The sequence below is a fragment of the Streptomyces sp. NPDC053750 genome (assembly GCF_044544295.1).
Taxonomy (GTDB): domain Bacteria; phylum Actinomycetota; class Actinomycetes; order Streptomycetales; family Streptomycetaceae; genus Streptomyces.
The window spans coordinates 279,823-298,351 of record NZ_JBITXB010000005.1 but is presented as its reverse complement, the minus strand read 5'-3'; the positions used below and the strand labels follow the sequence as shown (position 1 = coordinate 298,351).

Genomic DNA, 18,529 nt, shown 5'->3' with positions numbered 1-18,529 from the left:
CACTTTGCGTATCTGCTGCTGAGCAGACTGCCACCAAGGTGCTTTCTACCGCTGGGAAACGGTCGATATGCGCCGCGTACACGCCAGTTCGGAGCGCCACCCGCACACATGGCCGCGCGGGGCGGCGGGACCGGGCCGTACGTCCGGACGTGCCGGACGTACGGTCGGCCCCGCCGCCCCGCGCGAACCTGCGGCTCCCGTGACCGGGTCTTGGGGACTGGCGGTGCGGCGGTGCGGTACTGCGGGTGCTGCGGGCGTCGCGGTGCGGCTCAGTGGGCCACCGCGCGCGCCATGGATCCGTGGCGCGGTTGCGCCGGAACACCGCGGGCGGGTTCCGGGGCGGGCCTCGCTCCCGGCCCCGCGGCCTGACGGCCTGCCGGAGCCGTGCGGCGTGGCTGGGCCGCCGCGCCGTTCTGGACGTCCATCACCGCGTGCGCCACCAGTCCGCCCATGGGGTCGTGCCTGATGAGGTCCCGCAGACGGGACCGCGACGAGCGTCCTTCGTTGCCCGGGTAGAGGTGCTTGCCGAGACCGACCGCGTGGGCCAGCGCGGCGAGCGCCGCGGTCCGCGGGTCCGGCGGTACGCCGGTGCGGATCGCCGAGTCCAGCCGGGCCTTGATCTCCCTGCTGATCGCCGTGTCCGTCGCCTGATAGCGAGTCGTCGGCAGCACCCCGCACATCTGGCCCTCCACGGCATGCACCATGCCGCATCGCTCCAGATGCGAGAGGTAGGTCTGACGCAGCCCCAGGCGGGGCCCGCCAATCCAGTTGACCGCCCGTACGGGAGCGCCACGCCTTCGCAGCAACTCCAACGCGCAGTCCAGTGTTGGATCTCCTGTCGGCCGTGGGGCCACCACGGCGATACGATCCCCGTCTGGGGCTATCCGTCCGGCCAGCGCCAGCTCCACCAGCTGTGCTCCGGCCAGACCGAGGTCGAGCGACTGCGGCTGCGCGGTGGTACCCGTGGTCGGGTCCAACGCCAGCAGCAGAAGCTCCTCCGGAAGTGTTCTGCGGCTCCTGCCCATCCATGCCTCCCCGCGTGGATGACAGACAGGGTGACCCCTCTCACATTGGTCTGTCGAGGGTGCGTGACCGCTTCGTAGTGGAACCAGTAGGTATGTCGTTCTCGTCTACCGCGTGGGTCCTACCCGTACACAGGACACTGGTACATGGTTCGGTACGCGGTTCGGTAGCGCACGCAGGACGTGCGGCGCATGGAGGAGGCATCGGTGGCGGGCGAGTCCCCCGACAGGTCGAAGCAGCGCGAGTCGTCGGAAGAACCGACGTCGGGGAGCGCGGGTCCGGTTCCCGAAGCCAGGACCGAGACGAACGAGACGCGTGACCCGCGGCTGGCGGTGGCGCGGGAGACGGCGAAGCCGTCGAAGTCCGCCGGGTCGCGCGGGGGCGTCGACACCGCCACCCGGGTGCTGTCGGTCCGCGACACGGCGGCGGACGCCGGGGCAGAGGCCGAAGCCGCGAAGGAGGCCGGGACCGAGGCCGGGGCGGAAGCACCCGATACCGCCGACACGGCCGATACCTCCCACTCGCCCGAAAGCGACCGCGCCGAACCCGCCGCCGCGAACGACGGCCGGCTGCGGGACGCGGTCGCGGCCTGGGTCGCGACCGCGGAAGAACGCGCCGCCGCGAACGCGAGGCACGACGACGCGGAAGCGCCGGAAGCCGCGGAAACCGCGGCGGAGGACACCGAGGACGCCGGTACGACCGAGGAGGCGCCCAAGGCGCCCGAGGGCGCGGAGGAGTCCGCGGACGGCCCGGAGGAGGCCGAGGGCGCGGAGGAGTCCGCGGACGGCCCGGAGAAGGCCGAGGGCGCGGAAGAGGCCGGGGACGGCCCGGAGAAGGCCGAGGACGGCCACGAGGGCGCGTCCGAGGCGGTCGGGGACGGGGAAGAGCTCACGGGCGGCCCGGAGGAGGCCGAGGGCGTGCCCGTCGAGGCCGACGCCGACGCCGGTACCGACCCCGCCACGGACGAGGCCGCCGACACCCCCTCCGAGCCCGAGCCCCAACCCGAGGCGGAGACGGAGACCGACGCCGAGTCAGACGCCGACGCCAAGTCCGAGACCGGCACCGAAGACGACACCGACACTGACGCCGAGGTCGCGCCCGACGGCGGCGGCAAGGCCGATGCCGCGGCAGACCCCGACACGGACACGGACCCCGACGCCGGAACCGACTCCAAAGCCGATGCGGACGCCGACGCCGACGCCGGTAAGTCCCCCGTCGATCAGCCCACCGCCGTCTTCAAGGCGCCGCGGCCCTCCGCGCCCGCCGTCGACCAGCCGACGACCATGCTCAAGCTGGGCGACGCCGCCACACCCAAGAAGGCGGAGGAAAAGGGCAGGTCGCCCGAGGCCGATGCCGAGCGGACCAGCAAGTTCGTCGCGCTCAGGCACCCCGACGACCCGGCGACGCGCAAGCCCCCGCGGACCCCGTCCCAGGCCCCGTCCCCGGCCCCCGAGGCGCCGCAGGCGCCCCGTACCGGGACCACCACCGCCGTACCGCACGTCGGGCCCGAGCGCACCACGCAGCAGCCGGTGCCGCCGAAGCCGCCGCTGGACCTGCTGGCGGAGCTGACGAACACCCCGCCGCCCCCGGAGACCCCGCTCCGCACGACGGTGCGCCGGGTCAAGATCTGGACCCCGCTGGTCATCCTGCTGGTGATCGTCTTCGGCGTCGTGCAGGCCATGCGTCCGCTGCCCGCGCCCACCCTCGAGCTCACCGCGCAGGACAGCTTCACGTTCGAGGGCGGCAAGCCCGAGATCCCGTGGCCGTCCAGCGGACAGGCGGCGCTGGACGTGCAGGGCATCGGCACCTTCGGCTCGTCCGGCGACCAGAAGCCCGTGCCGATCGCGAGCGTCGCCAAGGTCATGACCGCGTACGTCGTCCTGCGCGACCACCCGCTCAAGAGCGGCGCCGAGGGGCCGAAGATCCCGATCGACCAGGCCGCCGAGGACCAGTCGCAGGCGGGCCAGGAGTCGACGGTCAACGTCTACGCGGGCGACTCGATCTCCCAGCGCGAGGCCCTGGAGAGCATTCTCATCGCGTCCGCGAACAACGTGGCGCGGCTGCTCGCCCGCTGGGACGCGGGGTCGGAGAAGGCGTTCGTGGAGAAGATGAACGCCGCCGCGAAGGACCTCGGCATGACCAACACGACGTACACCGACCCGTCGGGTCTGAACGACACGACGGTCAGCACGGCCGTGGACCAGGTGAAGCTGGCCAAGGCGGCGATGCAGGAGCCGGCCTTCCGTGAGGTCGCCGCGATGATGTCGTACGACGACTACAAGGGCGTGAACCACTCCAACTGGAACCACCTGGTCGGCAGCAACGGCGTGGTCGGCATCAAGACCGGCACCACCACCTCCGCGCTCGGCAACCTCGTCTTCGCGGCGAAGAAGGAGGTCGGCGGTGAGACGCGGACCATCGTCGGTGCCGTGGTGCGCCAGCCGGCGGGCGGCAAGGACAACACCATCCTCGGCGCCGCGCTGGACTCCAGCGACAAGCTGATCCGGGCCGCGCAGGACATCCTGGAGTCGTCGACGATCCTGCAGAAGGGGACCGTCGTCGGGTACGTCGACGACGGTCTCGGCAACCGTACGCCGGTCGTCGCCACGCAGGACGTCAAGGCCGTCGGCTGGCCGGGCCTGACCGTGAAGCTGACGTTCCAGGCCGACGAGGTGCCGCACACGGCCGCGGCCGGTACGAAGGTCGGCACGCTCACGGTGGGTGACGGCGGCGCCGCCGGCGCCGTGAAGGTGCCGGTCGCGCTGCAGGAGGAGCTCGCGGAGCCCGCCTTCACGGACAAGCTCACCCGCCTGGGCTGACGGCAGCGGCCCCCTGGGGCCCGACCGACGCCTCCGCCCCCGTGGCCACCGGCCGCGGGGGCGTTCGCGTGCCGGAACGTCCGGGAAGCTCCCCCCGGGGCCCGCAGGCGAGGAAGCCACGGTGCGGGGGTGCGTGCTAGCGTCACGAAACGGGGCAGGTCGCCGGTCGCGGGAACGGGACACGGCCCGAAGCAGAAGACGGGACACGGGGAGTGCCTTCAGGTGGCCACTGCGGAGCCGACACGCGCCGACGACGCCGATTCGGGCCCGGGAGCCGGTCCGCGACCACGCGTACCCGCGCCCCGCAAGGACGACGGGGAGAGGGCGGAGAGCGGGCGGGCCGGTCATGACCCGGCGGCCGGCGGCCGTGCACCGGACGGTGCCGAGCCGGAAGCACCGTCCGCGGTGAAGGCCGCCTTCCTGGCCCTGCGCGAGCGCATGCTGCGCCACCCCGTGCTGTCGGTGACCGCCCTGGCGGGGCTCCTCCACATCGCCTGGTTCTTCACGTTCGCGAACAGTGGCGGCGACCTCGCCGCGCAGGACGCGTGGGCGGAGTTCGTCGGCCGGCACCCGGACTCGGCGTACAACCTCGCCTGGTACGGCGGCATGCACCCGGTGTCCTACAGCGTGGTCTCGCCGTATCTGATGTCGCTGCTCGGCGTGCGGACGACGATGATGATCGCGGGGACGCTGTCGGCCGGGCTGCTGACGATGGTCCTGATCCGCAGCCGTGTGGTCCGCAATCCGCTGTGGGCGTCGCTGGCGGGCCTGTTCGGGCTGCTGTGCAACGCGGCGTCGGGGCGGGTGACGTTCGGGCTGGGCATGATGTTCGGTCTCGGCGCGGTCGCGGCGGTGTTCTGCTGGCCGCACCGCTGGCGCCACGAGCGCTGGGCGAAGGCGCTGTGCGCGGCGCCGCTGGCCGCGCTGGCCACCATGGCCTCGCCGGTCGCCGGCCTGTTCGTGGGCCTGGTGGCGGTGGCCCTGTTCCTCCAGAAGCGGCGCCCGGGCGCATGGGCGCTCGGGCTGGCCCCCAGCGTGGTCGTCGGGCTGTCGGCCTGGCTCTTCCCCTTCTCCGGCACGCAGCCGATGGGCTTCGGCTCGGCGGTCCTGCCGATCCTCTACGCGGGCCTGGTGTACGTGTTCGTGCCGCGTACGTGGACGACCGTGCGCATCACGTCGGCGGTCTACGGGCTGTCCGTGCTGCTGGTCTGGCTGATCAGCTCCCAGATCGGCTCCAACATCACGCGCCTGGCGATGCTCTTCGCCGGGGTGGCGCTGGTGGCCGCGCTGCCGTTCACGGTGGCGCGGACGCGCAAGTGGTACGCGCTCGTGGTCGCCCTCGTCGGCTTCGTCGGCTGGATCGGCTTCAAGTCGGCCGACGACATCGTCCACACCACGCCGGCCGCTTCCTGGGCGCGCGAGCTGGCGCCGCTCGTCAACGAGTTGCAGGAGGTCGGTGCGGAGAAGGGCCGGGTGGAGGCCGTACCCGCCCGCTCCCACCGGGAGGCCTCGGCGCTCGCGCCGTACGTGAACCTGGCCCGCGGCTGGACCCGTCAGGCCGACATGAAGCGCAACCCGCTCTTCTACGACGACACCCTCAACTCGGCGAACTACCACGAGTGGCTGAAGCGCTGGGCCGTGCACTATGTGGTGCTGCCCAAGGGCGAGCCGGACGGCGACGGCGGCAAGCGCGAGCGGGAGCTGCTGCAGCGAGGGCTGCCGTATCTCAAGCAGGTCTGGGGCGACGCCAACTGGCAGCTGTTCCAGGTGACCAACCCGACGCCGCTGGCGGAGCCCCACGCGGTCGTCCAGCGCGCCGAGCAGGGCGAGTGGACGATCGACGTGCAGCAGCCGGGCCGCATCCTGGTCCGGATGCCGTACTCGCCGTGGCTGAGCATCGTCGACGCCGAGGGCAACAAGCTCGATCCGCCCGAGGAGACGGAGGCCTCCAAGAACGGCCCGGAGGGCTCGCCGAAGACGTACGACAACGTCAACGGATGCCTGGCGGAGACGGAGGAGACCCCCGAGGGCGACACGTGGACGACGCTGGTCGCCCCCGAGGCGGGTACGTACCGGCTGGCCGCGCCGTACGGGCTGCAGCGCGGCACACCGTGTCCGGACGAGCTGAAGTAGGCCGCGGAGCAGGGAGAACACGGGGTGGACCGGGCTCTCGTCGCACCCGTCCTGCGTTCATGTAGGTGAACCAAGGTCAGCAAGCCGAACCTTTTTACTTCCTCTTGACCATCCTCTTCCTTGTCGTGCCCGCGTCCACGCACCCACGATGAGCGGGCACTTCGCGGCCTGCCACGCCCTTACCCCGCTCGTGCGAAGTGCCAACCAGCTGAGCGGAGTTCACAAGGCGGACCCCGGAAGGGGGCACATGAACGGTCTCGACTGGTCCGTGCTCATCGGCTACTTCGCCGTGATGGTGGTCATCGGCGTGTGGTCGCACAAACGCGTGGACAACGTCAGCGACTTCTTCACGGCCGGCGGCAAGATGCCCTGGTGGCTCTCCGGCATCTCCCACCACATGTCGGGCTACAGCGCGGTGATGTTCACCGGGTACGCGGGCATCGCCTACACCTACGGCGTCACGTCCTTCGTCACCTGGTCGTTCCCCATCGCGCTCGGCATCGCCATCGGCTCGAAGCTGTTCGCGCCGCGCATCAACCGGCTGCGCTCACGCCTCCACGTGGCCTCTCCCCTGGAGTACCTGAAGAACCGGTACAACCTGCCGACCCAGCAGGCCCTCGCCTGGTCCGGCATGCTGCTGAAGATCGTGGACGTGGCCGCGAAGTGGGCGGCCATCGCCACCCTGCTGTCGGTCTTCACCGGCATCACCCTCAACCAGGGCATCCTGATCACCGGCGTGGTCACCGGCATCTACTGCACGATCGGCGGCCTGTGGGCGGACGCGCTGACCGAGCTGGGCCAGTTCGTGATCCAGCTGCTGGCCGGCATCGCGATGTTCGTGGCCGTCGTCATGAAACTCGGCGACCACGGCGGCTTCTTCGGCGTCTGGGACGAGCCCGCTCTCCAGGGCCACGGCAAACCGCTGGTCGGCCCGTACGGCACGGTGTTCCTGCTCGCGTTCCTCTTCATCAAGCTCTTCGAGTACAACGGCGGCATGCTCAACCAGGCCCAGCGCTACATGGCCACGCCCAACGCCCGCGAGGCCGAGCGGTCGGCGCGGCTGTCGGCGGTGCTGTGGCTGGTCTGGCCGCTGGTGCTGTTCTTCCCGATGTGGATGTCGCCGCTGCTGGTGGAGTCGCAGAAGCCGGACGGCTCCGACTCCTACGCCCTGATGACCGAGCAGCTCCTGCCGCACGGCCTGCTGGGTCTGGTCATCGTCGGCTTCTTCTCGCACACCATGGCCATGTGCTCCTCGGACGCCAACGCCATCGCGGCCGTGTTCACCCGTGACGTGGCGCCGGTGCTCTCCGCGCGGGCGCGGGAGTGGGGCGCACGGACCGGGCTGCTGGCGGCGCGGCTGGCGACGGTCGTCTTCCTCGGGCTGTCGATGGCGGTGGCGACGCAGGTCGACTCGCCGACGTTCAAGGACATCATCACCGTCGTGATCAAGTGGGTGGCCGGGCTGATGGGCCCGATCGCGATCCCGATGATGCTCGGTCTGCTCCGGCCCTTCCGCCGGTCGGGCCCGACGGCCGCGCTCACCAGCTGGGCGATGGGCCTGCTCGCCTTCTGGCTGGTCAACTACCCGATCCACTGGAACGTGGACGGCGGGGTGCCGCTGGAGTACCAGGTGTCGATCCCGCTGGCCGTGTCGCTGATCCTGTACGTCCTGATCGGCTATCTGAAGCCGGAGGACACCCCGGAACGGCTCGCGATCATCGAGCGGGTCAACACGGACGGCGACGACGACGCCTCCGGTGCGGCGGCCGCGATCCCCACGCCCGCGGGCGCCGCGGAGGACGCGGTGGGGCGGACCCGGACCGGCCCCGGGGCGTGAGGGCGGTCGCCCGGGCCCCCGGTGCCCCGGCTGCGGCCGCGGCACCGGGGGCTCAGCGCACTTCCTGGATGCGGACCTGGTTGCCGGCGGGGTCGCGGACGGCGCAGTCGCGCATGCCGTACGGCTGCTCGGTCGGTTCCTGGACGATCTCCGCGTCGCCGGCCCGCAGCTTGTCGAAGGTGCCGTCGAGGTCCTCGGTGGCCAGGAGGATCCACCCGTAGGTGCCCTTGGCCATCATCTCGGCGATCGTCCGGCGCTCGGCGTCGGTGATGCCGGGGTCGACGGCCGGCGGCGCCAGGAGGAGGGAGATGTCGGGCCGGCCGGTGGGGCCGACCGTGATCCAGCGCATCCTGCCCTCCCCCACGTCCTTGCGGACCTCGAAGCCGAGGAGGTCGCGGTAGAAGGCCAGGGCCGCGTCCGGGTCGTCGTGCGGGAGGACGATGGTGTGAATGCTGAGGTCCATGGCCCTCACGCTAGCCCCACTGCGGTGACCTGCGCCGTCCGAATCCCGACGGGAGGGGACCGTCAGCTCCGCGGGTAGCGGGCCAGCCAGCCCGGGGACGAACCCGCCGGGCCGTGCAGTGCGGCGCCCTGGGTCATCTCCATCGCGAAGTCGTCCGCCAGTTCCAGCATCGTCGGCCGGCCCTCCAGCTCGGCCAGCCAGGCCGGCGGGAGAGCCGTCTCGCCGTGCAGCGCGCCGAGCAGCCCGCCCGTCAGCGCGCCGGTCGCCGCGGAGGGACCGCCGTGGTTGACGGCCAGCCGCAGCCCGTGCCGTACGTCCTCGCCGACGAGGGCGCAGTACACCGCGGCGGCGACCAGTCCCGCCGCCGTGCCCTCGCCGATCAGCTCGCTCACCCGCGCCGGGCCCGGCAGCCCCTGCCGTACCGCGCCCAGGGCGTGCTGCAGGGCGTCCGCCACGGCCTGGTGCCCCGGGCGTGCGGCGAGCAGCGCGAGCGCCCGCTGCACGGCACCGTCCAGGCTCTCCCCGCGCGCCAGCCCGTGCACGATCACGGCGTACGCGCCCGCCGCAAGAACGCCGGTGGGATGGCCGTGGGTCTGCGCCGCGCACTCCACGGCGAGCTGGGCGACCAGCTGCGGCTCCCAGCCGACCAGCAGACCGAACGGCGCCGACCGGGCCGCGGCCTCGGGCCCGCGCTCACCGGGGTTCTTGGGCGCCTGAGGCGTCCCCATCGTCTCGTCCCCGAGCCCGAGCAGCAGCGCACGCGGGGCGTTCCGGCGGACGTACATCCACTCCTCGCGGGCCAGCCAGCCGTCGTCCTTGCGCCGCAGGTCGGGCCCCCAGTCACGCTGGGTCGCGGCCCAGCGCCGGTACGCCCGGTGCACGTCGGTCGGCGGATGCCAGGCGCCGGTGTCCCGCCGTACCTGGGCGCGGATCAGCCCGTCCACGGAGAACAGGGTGAGCTGCGTGAGGTGGGTGACGGCGCCGCGCCGGCCGTACGCCGGGGCCAGGTCGGCCAGCCCCTCCGCGCCGTGCGCCTCCCGGATGGCGTCGAGGTCCAGCCCGTCGACGGGCGCGCCGAGGGCGTCCCCGACAGCCACGCCGAGCAGCGTCCCGCGGACCCGGCTGCGGAAGTCCTGCTGCTCGGCACGCCCCCAGACGGCACCGGCTGTCACGCCCACCTGGACCTCCCCTCGGCCCTGTCCACACCGCTGTCCGTACGTACGACGTCCAGCACTGTATGCGAACGGAAGCGGTCGGTTCAGTGCCGGAACGTGCCGTAATCGTGTGGAAACCCGCACGGCCGGGGGTGTTCCCAGGTACACCCCCGATCCGCCACCTGGCACCATCGAGCGGACAGCCGGGCTGCGACAGGCTCAAGGAGTCGCGAGAACAGCCCTGTTGGAAGGAACCACCGTGTCCGCTCGTCTCCACACCGCCTCCCTCCGGAACAAGCCGAAGAAGCAGCGCGGGCGCGCGCTGGCCGCGGTCGCCGCGCTGGCCCTCCTGGGCGGCGGCCTCGCCGTGACCGGTTCCCTGGCCTACGGCGCCCCGGGCCACACCGGTCACCGCGACGCCGTGCGCGAGGGTGCGAAGGACCTGGTGCGCGAGGACGGTTTCCCCGCCGCGCTGGTCGCCGACCAGGGACGTGACGGACGCGTCCGCGACTACACGGCGGGCACCGGCGACCTGGAGACCGGCGCGTCCGTGCCGGTCAACGGCCAGGTCCGGGCGGGCAGCAACACCAAGGCCTTCACCGCGGCGGTCGTGCTCCAGCTGGTCGGCGAGGGCAAGGTGAAGCTGGACGAGCCGATCGAGACGTACCTGCCCAGCCTGGTGCACGGCGACGGCATCGACGGCGGCCGGATCACCGTGCGGAACCTGCTCCAGCACACCAGCGGCCTGCCGGACTACGTGCAGACGCTGGGCCTGGACCCCTTCGAGGTCCGCGACACGTACTACAACCCGCGTGACCTGCTCGACCTCGCCCTGAGCCAGAAGGCGGCGTTCGAGCCCGGCGCGAAGTGGCAGTACAGCAACACCAACTACGTCCTGGCGGGCCTGCTCGTCGAGAAGGTCACGGGGCGCCCCTTCGGCGAGGAGATCACCGACCGGATAGTCCGCCCCCTGGGTCTGAAGGGCACCTACTGGCCCGGCGTCGGCGAGCGCGGCATCCGGGGCGCCCACCCCAAGGGCTACGCCGCCCCCACTCCCGGCACTCCGCTGGAGGACATCACCCGCCTCGACCCGTCCCAGGCCTGGGCCGCCGGACAGCTCGTCACCACCCCGCGCGACCTCAACCGCTTCTTCTCCGCCCTGCTCGGCGGCGAGGTCCTCGAGGCCGCCGAACTGAGGGAGATGAAGACCACGGTCCCGGTGACCGAGGGCGCCCCCGCGCCCGGCACCGGCTACGGCCTGGGCCTCTTCCGCACCCCCCTGTCCTGCGGCGTCGAGCTGTGGGGCCACGGCGGCTCCGTCCACGGCTACGAGACCTACGGCGGCGCCACGCAGGACGGCCGCGCGGCCACGGTGGCGACGACGGCACTGTCCAGCTCGGTGGCCGCCGAGCCGGCCGACATGATGGCGGCGCACCAGCACGTCTTCGACGTGGTGGACACGGCCGTCTGCGAGTGACCGGGTGAGCCGGAGGGCGTGAGCACCTCGGCGCAGCCGGGTCGCCCGTCCACACCGTCGCGTCGGCCGGCCGACTCGCGTAGTTCATGATCCGTTGGCGGGGTGCCCGTCCGGGCGCAGAACGATCCGGCCATGACGACCAAGACACGTGTCACCCTGGCCTGCGCCCTGTCGGCCACCGCGCTGCTCACCGGCATCGCCGCCCCCGCCGCCACGGCCGCCCCCGCCGGTCACCACAGCTCGCACCCCGGCGACTCCGCGCGGCAGATACCGTTCACCGCCGCCGAGGTGACCGCGCAGGACGACGGCACGTACGAGATCACGTGGCAGGCGCCGGGCACCCGCAAGGTCGCCGTCCGGGCGAACGGACGTACCGTCGCGACGGGCGGCTCCGCCGGGAAGGTCACCGTGTCCGGGCTGCCCGCCGCCGACCGGCAGTGGTTCGACCTGGTCCCCGACCGAGGGCAGCGGCTGCGGCTCGCCGACCGGCTGATCGAGCTGGAGGGCACGGTCAACTTCCGTGACGCGGGCGGCTACCGCACCAAGGGCGGGCAGTGGGTGCGGATGGGCGCGGTGTACCGGACCGACTCCCTGGACAGGCTCACCGACGCCGACCTGGCCAAGCTGAAGCGGCTCGGCATCTCCGTCGACTACGACCTGCGTACCGCCTCCGAGCGCTCCGCGGCCCCGGACCGCCTCCCCGAGGGAGTGCGGTACGTCGTGGCGGACGTCCTGGGGGACGACTCGCCGGTCTTCTCCATGCCGACGACGGCCGCCGAGGCCGAGCAGATGATGATCGACGGCGAGAAGACCATGGTCAGCGGCGAGAACGCGAAGGCCGCCTACGCCACCGTCTTCTCCGGCCTGGTCCGCGACGCCGACGGCGCCCTCTACCACTGCACCGCGGGCAAGGACCGCACCGGCTGGGCCGGCGCCACCCTCCTCACCGCGCTCGGTGTGCCGCGCGAGACGGTCATGGCGGACTACCTGGCCTCCAACGAGTACCGCGCCGAGGCCAACGCCGCCGCCCTGGCCGCCATGCCCGCCGAGCAGGCCGCGGTCTACAAGCCGATGCTCGACGTGCGCGCCGAGTACCTGAACTCCGGTTTCGCCGAGGTCGAGGACGCGTACGGCTCGTTCACCGCGTACGAGGAGAAGGCCCTGGGCCTGGACGCCCGGGAGCTGCGCCGGCTCAAGGCCGACCTGTTGGTGGGCTGACCGTGGGCGGCGTGGGGAAGGGACAGATCATGACCACCACCAGACACTCCCTGCGCTCCCTTCCCCTCGCCGCCACGGTCCTCACCGGCATCCTGGCCCTCTACATCGCCCTCGTGGCCCTGGGGAACATCACCGACTTCGGCAGCAACCAGCAGTTCGTGCGTCATGTCCTCGCGATGGACACCACCTTCAAGGACGACGACCTGATGTGGCGGGCGATCACGAACACAGGCGTTCAGGACGCCGCGTACGTCGCGATCATCGTGTGGGAGACGGTGGCCGCGCTCGTGCTGCTCTACGCGACCTGGCTGTGGATACGCCGGGACCACGCGCCCGCGCGGCGGATGACCACGTACGGCACGCTCATGCTGATGCTGCTCTTCGGCGCCGGGTTCCTCGCGATCGGCGGGGAGTGGTTCGCGATGTGGCAGTCGGAGGACTGGAACGGGCTGGACGCGGCGACGCGGGTGTTCCTGGTCAGCGGTGTCGTGCTGATCGTCGCCCAGCTGACGCCCGGCGACGCGGACGCTAGCCGACGACCGTGACCTTGGTGCCGGACGTCGCGAAGGCCCAGACCGCCGCGCCGTCCGCCGTCTGCAGCCGTATGCCGCCCGTCTTCGTGCCGGAGGCGGGCGGAGGGGGCGAGGAGCCGTCGACCGCGTTGGAGAAGGCGACGGAGACGCCGTCCTCCTGGGCGAAGTAGACGATCTGCTCGATCTGTACGCCGTCGGAGCCGGTCGTGGCCCCCTTGGTGCGGCTGCCGACCGTGTAGGTGCCCGGGTCCGGGTCCACCGTGCCCGGCCACACCGTGAACGTCCGTCGCGCGGCGTCGCTCGCGTCGACCAGCCAGACCCGCTTCTGGTCGAGGGAGTACACGACGCGCCGCCCGGTGCCGGAACCGTCCGGTACCGGGGTCGGCGCGGTCTCCTTCGGCGTCGGCTTCGCGTCCGCCGTCGCCGAGGGACGGGGTGCGGTGGCCGCGGCGGTGGGATGAGGGCCCTGGTCCGCCTGCACGGCCAGGACGGACACCGCCGCGATCGCCCCCACGGTCAGACCGGAGACCCAGGCCCATGAGGGAAGTCGGGCAGGCACGGGCACGCATCTCCTCAGCTACGAGAACCCCGACACACCGGGGGCCCGATCATCGTACTGCGGGAGCGCCGTGCCCCGACGCCCGTGCCGCAGTCCCCCGGTCCCTTCAGTCCAGCACCGGCAGCAGCTTGGGCAGGTGCCCGTCCGAGGCCGTCGCCGCACGCCGGCGTTCCTCCGGTACGGGGCCGTACAGCGTCGTCCGGGGCTTGGCCGGGCGGCCTGCGGCGTCCGCGACCGCGATCAGGTCCTTGACCGACTTGTAGGAGCCGTAGGACGAGCCCGCCATGCGGGAGATGGTCTCCTCCATCAGGGTGCCGCCGAGGTCGTTGGCGCCCGAGCGGAGCATTTCCGCCGCACCCTCCGTGCCCAGTTTCACCCAGCTTGTCTGGATGTTGGGGATGTGCGGGTGCAGGAGGAGACGGGCCATCGCCGTCACCGCCCGGTTGTCACGCGTCGTCGGGCCCGGCCGTGCGATGCCCGCCAGGTACACCGGCGCGTTGGTGTGGATGAAGGGGAGCGTCACGAACTCCGTGAAGCCGCCCGTGCGCTGCTGGATGCCGGCGAGGGTGCGCAGGTGGCCGAGCCAGTGGCGGGGCTGGTCGACGTGGCCGTACATCATCGTGGAGGAGGAGCGGATGCCCAGGTCGTGGGCGGTCTCGACGACCTCGATCCAGGTGGCCGTGGGCAGCTTGCCCTTGGTCAGGATCCAGCGGACCTCGTCGTCGAGGATCTCCGCCGCCGTGCCCGGGATCGAGTCCAGGCCCGCCTCCTTCGCCGCGCTCAGCCACTCGCGGATCGACATGCCGGTGCGCGTCGCGCCGTTGACGACCTCCATGGGTGAGAAGGCGTGCACGTGCATGCCGGGGACACGCTCCTTGACCGCCTTCGCGATGTCGAAGTACGCCGTGCCCGGCAGGTCCGGGTGGATGCCGCCCTGCATGCAGACCTCCACCGCGCCCACGTCCCACGCCTGTTGCGCGCGGTCGGCGACCTGCTCCAGGGAGAGCGTGTAGGCGTCGGCGTCCGTGCGGCGCTGGGCGAAGGCGCAGAAGCGGCAGCCGGTGTAGCAGACGTTGGTGAAGTTGATGTTCCGGGTGACGATGTAGGTGACGTCGTCGCCGACCGCCGACCTGCGGACGTCGTCGGCCACCTTGCACAGGGCGTCCAACGCCGGGCCGTCGGCGTGCAGCAGGGCGAGGGCCTCGTCGTCCGTCAGCTTCGTCGGGTCGTCGGCCGCCGTGGCCAGCGCGGCGCGTACGTCGGTGTCGATGCGCTCGGGTGCCATGCCGGGGGCGGCGGCCTCGCGCAGGACGCTCCAGTCGCCGTAGACCTCGTCGAAGTCGTCGCGGCGGTCGGCGGTACGGCCCTCGGTGTCGATGGTCGCGTGCAGGTCGGTGCGGCCGGTGGCGGTGAAGGCCTCGTCGGGTTCCTGCCAGGGGTGGCCCTCGACCGTCGCGTCCTCGCGTGCGAGGCCCGTGGCCGGGTCGGCCAGGGCGGCCACGTGCGGGCGCAGGCGCGGGTCCAGCCAGGGCTCGCCGCGCCGGACGAACTCCGGGTACACGCACAGGCGCTCGCGCAGCTCGAAACCGGCCGCGCGGGACCGCTCGGCGAGTTCGTCGATCTGCGGCCAGGGGCGCTCCGGGTTGACGTGGTCGATGGTGAGCGGGGAGACGCCGCCCCAGTCGTCGATGCCGGCGCCGATGAGGCGCTCGTACTCCGAGTCGACCAGGTTGGGCGGGGCCTGGAGGCAGGCCGCGGGGCCCATGATGTGCCGCGCCACCGCCACCGTCGCGACCAGCTCGTCCAGTTCCGCGTCCGGCATGCCGCGCATCGCGGTGTCCGGCTTGGCGCGGAAGTTCTGGATGATCAGTTCCTGGATGCCGTGGTAGGCGCGGGAGACGCGGCGCAGCGCGAACAGGGACTCGGCGCGCTCCTCGTAGGTCTCGCCGATGCCGATCAGCAGGCCCGAGGTGAAGGGGACGGAGGAGCGGCCGGCGTCCTCCAGGACGCGCAGCCGTACGGCCGGTTCCTTGTCCGGGGAGCCGTGGTGCGGGCCGCCGGGCTCGGACCACAGGCGGGTGGCGGTGGTCTCCAGCATCATGCCCATCGAGGGCGCGACCGGCTTGAGGCGCTGGAAGTCCGTCCAGGCCATGACGCCCGGGTTGAGGTGCGGGAGCAGTCCCGTCTCCTCCAGGATGCGGATGGAGATCGCGCGGACGTACGCGATCGTGTCGTCGTATCCGTGCGCGTCGAGCCACTCGCGCGCCTCGGGCCAGCGGTCCTCCGGCTTGTCGCCGAGGGTGATCAACGCTTCCTTGCAGCCGAGGGCGGCACCGCGCCGGGCGATGTCGAGGACCTCGTCGGGCGACATGAACATCCCGTGCCCGGCCCGGCGCAGCTTGCCGGGGACGGTGACGAAGGTGCAGTAGTGGCACTTGTCCCGGCACAGCCGGGTCAGCGGGACGAAGACGCTCTTCGAGTACGTGATGACGCCGGCGCGTCCGGCGGCCTCCAGGCCCGCGTCCCGGACCCGGGCGGCGGACGCGGTGAGGGCGTCGAGGTGCTCCCCGCGGGCCTGGAGCAGCACCGCGGCCTCGGAGACGTCGAGGGCGACGCCGTCCCGGGCGCGTTTGAGGGCGCGACGCAGGGAGTTCTCGGTGGGACCGGTCGGACCGTGGGGACCGGTGGAGTCGGCGGGTCCGGTTCCGGGGGTCGCGGAAGTCGTCATCCTTCGAGCATACGAGCGGCATGATCGGCTCGCGGGAGCCGGCCGCACCGGCCCCCGCCCGGTCTCCTGCCCTCAATCCGTCGAACCCCTTTCCTTGCACGGGAGTTCACGGCTCAATACGAGGGTTGCACGCACCACCCCTGCACCACCCATGTCAGGTCACTCACGACGCCTTGGGAGCAGCAGCATGTGCGAGGACGACCACGCCGGCATTGGCAGACGCGCGGTGTTCGTGACGGGAGCCGCCGCCGCGCTTACGTTGGGAAGCGTGAGCTTCGCATCGGCGGCACCCCGCGAGCAGCGGAAGAGAACGGTGCGCGGCACCCTGCCCACCGGTTCGCCCGACTTCGTGTACGTCCCCGTCGAAGTCCCGTCCGGTGTCCGGGAGATCCACGTCGCCTACACGTACGACCGCCCCGCCGTCCCGGCCGGTACGGCGGGCAACGCCCTCGACATCGGCCTCTTCGACGAACGCGGCACCGACCTGGGCGGCCGGGGCTTCCGGGGCTGGTCGGGCGGGGCCCGCACGGAGTTCTTCGTACGGGCGGACGACGCGACCCCCGGCTACCTCCCGGGGCCGCTGCGGGCGGGCACGTGGCACATCGCGCTCGGCCCGTACACGGTGGCGCCGCAGGGCCTGTCGTACGAGATCACGATCACGCTGACGTACGGGGAGCAGGAGGAGACCCCGCGGCCGGTGTATCCGCCCGAGCGGGCCAAGGGGCGGGGCCGCGCCTGGTACCGGGGCGACTGCCACCTGCACTCCGAGTACTCCGACGGGCGCTACACCCTCGCCGAGATCGCGGCGCTCGCCCGCGCGGCGGGCCTGGACTTCATCAACTCCTCGGAGCACAACACGCACTCGGCGCACGCGCACTGGGCCGACCTGGCCGGGGACGACCTGCTGATCCTGCTCGGCGAGGAGGTGACGACGCGCAACGGTCACGTCGTCGCCCTCGGCACCGACCCCGGCACCTTCGTCGACTGGCGCTACCGGGCCCGCGACAACCGCTTCGGCCGCTTCGCCCGGCAGATCCGCCGCGCCGGCGGCCTGGTCGTACCGGCCCACCCGCACGCCACCTGCATCGGCTGCAACTGGAAGTTCGGGTTCGGGGAGGCCGACGCGGTCGAGGTGTGGAACGGGGCCTACACGCCCGACGACGAGGTGGCGCTGGCCGACTGGGACAGCATGCTGGTCGCGTCCGTACGTGACGGGCGGGGCGACGGGGGATGGCTCCCGGCGATGGGCAGCAGCGACTCCCACCGTGCGCCGGACGTCATCGGCCGCCCGCAGACCGTCGTCCTCGCCGACGACCTGAGCCGGGAGGCGATCCAGGAGGGCATCCGCGCGGGACGGTCGTACGTCGCGGAGTCGGCGAGGGTGTCGCTGGCCTTCACCGCGTCCGGCGGGCGCGGCGAGCACGCCGGCATCGGCGAGCGGCTGCACGTGGACCAGGACACCCCGGTCACCGTCCGTCTGGAGGTGACGGGCGCCCCGCGCTGCACGGTGCGCTTCGTCACCGACCAGGGCGTGCTGTTCACCAGCGCGCCGCTGCCGGTGTCGGGCTCGGGCGTCGTCGAGTGGCGCACGACCGCCTCGTACGCGGCGTACGTACGGGCGGAGCTGCGGCACGAGGCGGCGGCGGGTCCGCTGCCGGGGGCGCTCGCGGCGTTCACGAACCCGGTGTTCCTGGGGCGGCGGTAGCCGGAGTACCGGTGGGCCCCGTCGCCCGGCCGTCGTCCAGGTCGGCGACGACCGCGGCGTGGTCGGAGGGCCAGACACCGCCGACGGGGCCGTCGCCGGCCCGCCGTACCGCCCGGACCCGGCCGAGCCCGCCGGGGCCGGGCGGGCCCACGTGGACGTAGTCGATCCGCAGGCCGGGCCCGCCGTCGGCGGGCGCCGCCACGTAGGGGTTCGCCGGGTCCCAGGTGCCGGACGCCTGCTGCGGGCCGGCGTACTCCCAGGCGTCCTGGAGCCCCCGGTCCCGCAGGAGGCGGACCTCGGGCGCCTCGGGCGGGGCGTTGAGGTCGCCGGTGACGACGGGCGGGAAGCCGGCGCCGGGCCGGTGCCCGCGCTCGGCGACGAAGTCCGCGAGGGCGGCGGCCTGCGCGCGGCGCGCCTCGCGGGCGTGAGCCCCTGACGTCAGGTGGGCGGTGAAGAAGGGCACCTGGTGGCCGGGCGCGTCCAGGCGGGCGTACAGCGCCAGCCGTCCGTCGTCGAGTTCCGCCGGCACGGGCAGCCGCAGCACCGCCCGCTCCACGATCGGCCAGCGGCTGAGCACCGCCGTGCCGATGCCGACCGTGTCGTCCCCGATGCGCCGCTGCCAGCGTCCGGGAGCGGGCGAGGGCGCCCAGGCACAGTGCAGACCGAGTTCGCCGGCCAGCCACTCGGCGAGATTCTCGCCGTGGGCTGCCCGGGGCGGGGCGGCCCACACCTCCTGGAGGCCGACGACATCGGGCCGCAGCTCCCTCAGCACGGCGAGGATCGCCTTCTGCCGCTCGGCCCACGGACCGAACCGCCACCACAGATTCCACGTCACGACCCGCACGCCCGCACCACCCGTCCTCCCGCCCCGCCCACACCG

At 72.6% G+C, this 18,529-nt stretch carries 13 protein-coding genes; 7 read left to right on the top strand and 6 right to left on the bottom strand.

Features of this window, described 5'->3' with window-relative positions; translation table 11 throughout:
- Positions 1 to 269 precede the first annotated feature (269 nt).
- Positions 270 to 1,025 carry a GPP34 family phosphoprotein gene (locus ACIGO6_RS17215; protein ID WP_399876559.1) on the bottom strand — a complete coding sequence of 252 codons (756 nt, stop codon included), beginning with the start codon at positions 1,023 to 1,025 and terminating at the stop codon, positions 270 to 272.
- Between the two features lie 189 nt (positions 1,026 to 1,214).
- On the opposite strand from ACIGO6_RS17215, the gene ACIGO6_RS17210 reads away from it, so the two are divergent.
- From ACIGO6_RS17210 to ACIGO6_RS17200, 3 genes are all read left to right on the top strand, one after another.
- On the top strand, positions 1,215 to 3,842 hold the full coding sequence (locus tag ACIGO6_RS17210; protein WP_399876557.1) for a D-alanyl-D-alanine carboxypeptidase: 2,628 nt from the start codon (positions 1,215 to 1,217) through the stop codon (positions 3,840 to 3,842).
- Between the two features lie 222 nt (positions 3,843 to 4,064).
- Positions 4,065 to 5,975 carry an MFS transporter gene (locus ACIGO6_RS17205; RefSeq protein WP_399876554.1) on the top strand — a complete coding sequence of 637 codons (1,911 nt, stop codon included), beginning with the start codon at positions 4,065 to 4,067 and terminating at the stop codon, positions 5,973 to 5,975.
- Between the two features lie 247 nt (positions 5,976 to 6,222).
- On the top strand, positions 6,223 to 7,812 hold the full coding sequence (locus tag ACIGO6_RS17200; protein WP_399876553.1) for a sodium:solute symporter family protein: 1,590 nt from the start codon (positions 6,223 to 6,225) through the stop codon (positions 7,810 to 7,812).
- Positions 7,813 to 7,864: 52 nt separating this feature from the next.
- On the opposite strand, the gene ACIGO6_RS17195 is transcribed toward ACIGO6_RS17200, so the two are convergent.
- Positions 7,865 to 8,275 carry a VOC family protein gene (locus ACIGO6_RS17195; RefSeq protein WP_399876551.1) on the bottom strand — a complete coding sequence of 137 codons (411 nt, stop codon included), beginning with the start codon at positions 8,273 to 8,275 and terminating at the stop codon, positions 7,865 to 7,867.
- Between the two features lie 62 nt (positions 8,276 to 8,337).
- On the bottom strand, positions 8,338 to 9,453 hold the full coding sequence (locus tag ACIGO6_RS17190; protein WP_399876548.1) for an ADP-ribosylglycohydrolase family protein: 1,116 nt from the start codon (positions 9,451 to 9,453) through the stop codon (positions 8,338 to 8,340).
- A 235-nt stretch (positions 9,454 to 9,688) separates the two neighbouring features.
- Here ACIGO6_RS17190 and ACIGO6_RS17185 point away from each other — a divergent pair, with 235 nt between their 5' ends.
- From ACIGO6_RS17185 to ACIGO6_RS17175, 3 genes are all read left to right on the top strand, one after another.
- Positions 9,689 to 10,906 carry a serine hydrolase domain-containing protein gene (locus ACIGO6_RS17185; protein WP_399876547.1) on the top strand — a complete coding sequence of 406 codons (1,218 nt, stop codon included), beginning with the start codon at positions 9,689 to 9,691 and terminating at the stop codon, positions 10,904 to 10,906.
- Positions 10,907 to 11,038: 132 nt separating this feature from the next.
- On the top strand, positions 11,039 to 12,124 hold the full coding sequence (locus ACIGO6_RS17180) for a tyrosine-protein phosphatase (protein WP_399876544.1): 1,086 nt from the start codon (positions 11,039 to 11,041) through the stop codon (positions 12,122 to 12,124).
- A 29-nt stretch (positions 12,125 to 12,153) separates the two neighbouring features.
- On the top strand, positions 12,154 to 12,669 hold the full coding sequence (locus ACIGO6_RS17175) for a DUF2165 domain-containing protein (RefSeq protein ID WP_399876541.1): 516 nt from the start codon (positions 12,154 to 12,156) through the stop codon (positions 12,667 to 12,669).
- Here the strand turns inward: ACIGO6_RS17175 and ACIGO6_RS17170 are convergent.
- The gene (locus ACIGO6_RS17170) at positions 12,653 to 13,216 is read right to left on the bottom strand and encodes a hypothetical protein (RefSeq protein ID WP_399876540.1); all 564 of its coding nucleotides are present in this window, start codon (positions 13,214 to 13,216) and stop codon (positions 12,653 to 12,655) included. The two genes, ACIGO6_RS17175 and ACIGO6_RS17170, sit on opposite strands and share 17 nt — an antisense overlap.
- Before the next feature lie 106 nt (positions 13,217 to 13,322).
- On the bottom strand, positions 13,323 to 15,944 hold the full coding sequence (locus tag ACIGO6_RS17165; RefSeq protein ID WP_399876539.1) for a bifunctional FO biosynthesis protein CofGH: 2,622 nt from the start codon (positions 15,942 to 15,944) through the stop codon (positions 13,323 to 13,325).
- Positions 15,945 to 16,131: 187 nt separating this feature from the next.
- On the opposite strand from ACIGO6_RS17165, the gene ACIGO6_RS17160 reads away from it, so the two are divergent.
- Positions 16,132 to 17,649: a CehA/McbA family metallohydrolase gene (locus ACIGO6_RS17160; protein ID WP_399876537.1), complete on the top strand. Its 1,518-nt coding sequence runs from the start codon at positions 16,132 to 16,134 to the stop codon at positions 17,647 to 17,649.
- Here ACIGO6_RS17160 and ACIGO6_RS17155 read toward each other — a convergent pair.
- Positions 17,618 to 18,493 (bottom strand): endonuclease/exonuclease/phosphatase family protein, encoded by an 876-nt coding sequence (locus ACIGO6_RS17155; protein ID WP_399876534.1) that lies wholly within the window; start codon positions 18,491 to 18,493, stop codon positions 17,618 to 17,620. The two genes, ACIGO6_RS17160 and ACIGO6_RS17155, sit on opposite strands and share 32 nt — an antisense overlap.
- Positions 18,494 to 18,529 lie beyond the last annotated feature (36 nt).